This window comes from Nocardioides sp. F233 (genome assembly GCF_057813895.1).
The window spans coordinates 1-304 of the sequence record NZ_JBVASH010000026.1; the positions used below are offsets into that span (position 1 = coordinate 1).

Genomic DNA, 304 nt, shown 5'->3' on the forward strand with positions numbered 1-304 from the left:
CTCCAGGGACGCGCCGAGGGCCGTCAGGTCGAGTGAGCGAAGGTCGGCATCACCGCCAACCAGGGCCTGTTCGGCCACGGCTCGTCGGTGATCCTCACCGTCTGATCGCGGAGCGAGGAATCAGCTCGCCGGCGGGAGGATCTCCCAGACCACGTGCTCGCCGGCGAGTCCCTTGAGCTCCACCGCGTCCGGGTCCACGTTGGTGAGGGCGGCGTACTCGTCGAGCGTCTCGCGGTCGGCGTCGCTGTCGAGGTTCTCGCCACCGTGGGCGCTGTTGGCCAGCCGGGCCGCCATGGCCACGTTG

1 protein-coding gene is annotated in these 304 nt (G+C 70.4%); it reads right to left on the bottom strand.

Annotated features, from left to right (window positions below):
• Positions 1–120: 120 nt before the first annotated feature.
• Positions 121–304: hypothetical protein (locus tag ACZYRU_RS26925; protein WP_488960179.1), on the bottom strand; the 184-nt coding region annotated here is incomplete at its 5' end.